The following is a 3,135-nucleotide window of genomic DNA, read 5'->3' as shown; positions in this document are numbered from 1 at the left end:
GCCGATTCGAGGGGCTTGACATTTTTGCGCCGTTGCGTTACGCCCTAAACAATATTTAATCACTTATCATAAATTATTAAAAAAAACGGAGCAGTGCCATGGCCAGGATAACAGTCGAAGATTGCATTAAAAAATTAAACAACCGATTTGAATTGGTGGTTTTGGCGTCGGCCCGAACCCGCGAAATTTGGAAGGGCAACGAAACCTACGTCGAGCGCGAAAACGACAAACCGCCGATTATTGCCCTGCGCGAAATTGCTGACACCGACCTTGATTTTGGAAAATTGCGCCAACAGATTGTCACCGCATTGCAACGCGTTACCTTGCGCGAGGAAATCAGCGACAAGGAAGTGCGCGAAGTGTTGGCCGAGGAATCGAACCGCGGCGGCAAGGACAGCAAATCGGCGGCGCGCGACATTGCCGAAATGGGCGAAGGGGCGCAAATTTTTGAAGACGCCGATATTGGCAAACTCGAAGATTAATTTTAATAAAATAATTATAGTCGGAGGCCAACATGGATATAAGCAAAATCGCCATCGGAAAAAACCCGCCCGAGGATATTAATGCCATTATCGAAATTCCGATGATGGTGCCGGTAAAATACGAAATCGATAAAGACGCCGGCATGGTGATTGTCGACCGGTTTTTGGCAACCCCGATGTATTACCCATGCAATTATGGTTTTATCCCCCACACCCTGTCGGGCGATGGCGACCCGGCCGATGTGTTGGTGGTTGCGCCATTTGCATTGGCCGCCGGGTCGGTGATTCGCGTGCGACCGGTTGGCGTGTTGTTGACCGAGGATGAATCGGGCAAGGATGAAAAAATAATCTGCGTGCCGCATGGCAAGGTTACCGCCTTGTATGATAAAATTAACGAGGCGACTGATTTGCCGCAAATTTTACTCGACCAGATAAAACATTTCTTTGAACATTACAAAGATTTGGAAAAGGGCAAATTCGTCAAGGTCTTGGGGTTTGACAATGCCGGCGCGGCGAAAAAAATTATTGCCGACGCCATAAAAAATTATAAGTAAGCTTGCCCAATAGCATTCAGCATCGGATAAATTGTCGGCTTGATACCTCGGGGCTTTCTTGCCCCCTGCCGGTATTAAAAACACAAAAGCAATTGCGCGCCATGCAGGGTGGCGAAGTGTTGGAGGTTACCGCCACCGACCCGAAGGCGGCGGAGGATTTCCCGTTATTTTGCCGCGAGCAAGGCCACCGATTGTTGCAAGATAATATTTTGCATCACGGCGAAAACAATGGTAAGTTTGTTTTTATCATTGAAAAAAAACATGACGATTAATAATATCCGCGCTGAGATTGATAAAATTGATGTCGCGATTGCCGAGCTGTTAAAAAAACGCTGGGGCGCGGTGGCAAAAATTAGCGCGTTCAAAAAATTGGCGCGGCAGGAAGCCGGTTATCGCCCATTTCGCGAACAGGCGATTTACAATAAATTACCCAACGACGAGGTGGTAACGCGCGACGAATATTGGAGCATTTGGAAAGAATTGATGGCCACCACCGTGATGCGCGAAAACCAATTTCACATCGCCGTGGCCAAGGATTTTTTTGCCGACCATGGGTTTGGCCTGGCGCAGGAATTTGGCCGCCAAACAAAATGGCGGGTTGATGATGCGCCGCTGAATTTATTAACGACACGCGCGGTTGGGTTGGCGGTGGTGCCGGTAACCGCGGTCGATGATATTTTGGCGGCCGGCGATAAATTGGCGGTGGTGAATATTTTTCCGTCTTTCATTTTTTATAAAACCGACGACAATAAAAACATCGCGCAAAAAATTTCCAACCAAGATGTTAAGGGCGTGATTGTCGCCTGGCAACAGATGGAGGAAGTTGACCCCGCCATGGCGCGATTGGCGGTGGTGGCGCGCGATGACAAAAAACGATTCGATGTTATCGACGAAGCCCACCACAAACAACCTGGCGGCCGCGTGATTGGCATTGTGCCGCGACCGGCATATTGGCAAGACTAGTGGCAAAATTACATGAGCAGTTTTTTTAACGATAGCGCAACATGAATAAAAAAAATTTAGAAGCCCGCCCCAACAATTGGGTTGAGGAAATTCCCGATTATATTCCGGGCAAGCACAAGGGCGCGGGGGTTGGGCCGGTCGTGGTGTTGTCGGCCAACGAAAACCCATTTGGGTCGAGCCCGAATATCGAGGCGGTAAAAAAAATTCCGAACCATCGCTACCCCGATAGTTTGGCGGTTAAGTTGCGGCAAACCATCGCCGATTTTTACCAGATGCAACCAAACCAGATTTCTGTCGGCGCGGGCAGTGACGAGGTGTTGTTGGCAATTGCCAAAAGTTTTCTGTCGGCCGGTCGCACCGGTATTTACAGCCAATATGGTTTTTCGGTTTACCCAATTGCTATCAAGGGCATGGGGGCCAATGTGGTGGCCGCGCCGGAGAAAAAAAATGACGAGGGGAATTTTGTAACCGACCTGGATGCGATAATAAAATTGGTTGATGATAAGACGTCGGTTATTTTTTTGGCCAACCCCAATAACCCGACCGGCACGATGGTGGCACTGGCCGAGGTAAAAAAATTTTTGGCCGCGTTACCGCCGCGCGTGTTGTTGGTGTTGGATGTGGCCTACGCCGAGTATGTCGATGACGCGGGTTATAACCAAGGGGTGATGCGCCTGGCCGATGAGTTCCCGAATGTGGTTATTGTCCGGACATTTTCCAAAATCTATGGCATGGCCAGTTTGCGCCTGGGGTTTTGCGCCGGCGACGAACGGGTGATTCGCGTCGTCAATAAATTATGCAATGTGTTCAGCACGTCGCAGATCGCGCAAAATGCCGGCGTGGTGGCGATGGCCGACCAAGATTTTATCACGCGGTCGCGCGACCACAACGCAAGCGAAAAATTGCGGATGCAGGGCGTTTTGCGGCAGAATGGTTTTATCGTTTATAATTCGGACACCAATTTTTACCTGATGCAATTTGGCGATGTCGCCCGCGCCACCAATTTTATTGAATTCATGGAAAGCCACAATGTTTTTGTGCGCGGCATGAAATCATATAACCTGAACACCACGGTGCGCGTTACCGTTGGCACCAAAGACGAAAACGATATTTTTTTAAAATGGGCCAATGAGTGG

5 protein-coding genes are annotated in these 3,135 nt (G+C 49.3%); all 5 read left to right on the top strand.

The annotated features are described in order from the left end of the window. Positions 1-98 precede the first annotated feature (98 nt). Positions 99-482 (top strand): DNA-directed RNA polymerase subunit omega, encoded by a 384-nt coding sequence (rpoZ, locus tag QM529_01870; protein ID MDI9313411.1) that lies wholly within the window; start codon positions 99-101, stop codon positions 480-482. 32 nt (positions 483-514) lie between these two features. Continuing rightward, a complete protein-coding gene (gene ppa, locus QM529_01865) occupies positions 515-1,036 on the top strand; it encodes an inorganic diphosphatase (GenBank protein ID MDI9313410.1) in 522 nt (173 codons plus the stop codon). Positions 1,037-1,038: 2 nt separating this feature from the next. Then, entirely contained in the window at positions 1,039-1,308 is a 270-nt protein-coding gene (locus QM529_01860) for a sulfurtransferase TusA family protein (protein ID MDI9313409.1), read from the top strand. Further along, positions 1,298-1,999 carry a chorismate mutase gene (locus QM529_01855; GenBank protein MDI9313408.1) on the top strand — a complete coding sequence of 234 codons (702 nt, stop codon included), beginning with the start codon at positions 1,298-1,300 and terminating at the stop codon, positions 1,997-1,999. The genes QM529_01860 and QM529_01855 overlap by 11 nt, the downstream gene beginning before the upstream one ends. Before the next feature lie 41 nt (positions 2,000-2,040). Further along, the coding region (gene hisC, locus QM529_01850; GenBank protein ID MDI9313407.1) for a histidinol-phosphate transaminase at positions 2,041-3,135 on the top strand (1,095 nt) is incomplete at its 3' end.

Source organism: Hydrotalea sp., assembly GCA_030054115.1.
Lineage (GTDB): Bacteria > Pseudomonadota > Alphaproteobacteria > JASGCL01 > JASGCL01 > JASGCL01.
Note: the sequence above shows the minus strand (reverse complement) of the source record. Positions and strands in the feature narration are given on the sequence as shown.

What these genes read in the sequence shown, in the direction of transcription:
- rpoZ (MDI9313411.1), top strand. Translation starts at nt 99, where the DNA reads ATGGCCAGGATAACAGTCGAAGATTGCATTAAAAAATTAAACAACCGA.
- ppa (MDI9313410.1), top strand. Translation starts at nt 515, where the DNA reads ATGGATATAAGCAAAATCGCCATCGGAAAAAACCCGCCCGAGGATATT.
- QM529_01855 (MDI9313408.1), top strand. Translation starts at nt 1,298, where the DNA reads ATGACGATTAATAATATCCGCGCTGAGATTGATAAAATTGATGTCGCG.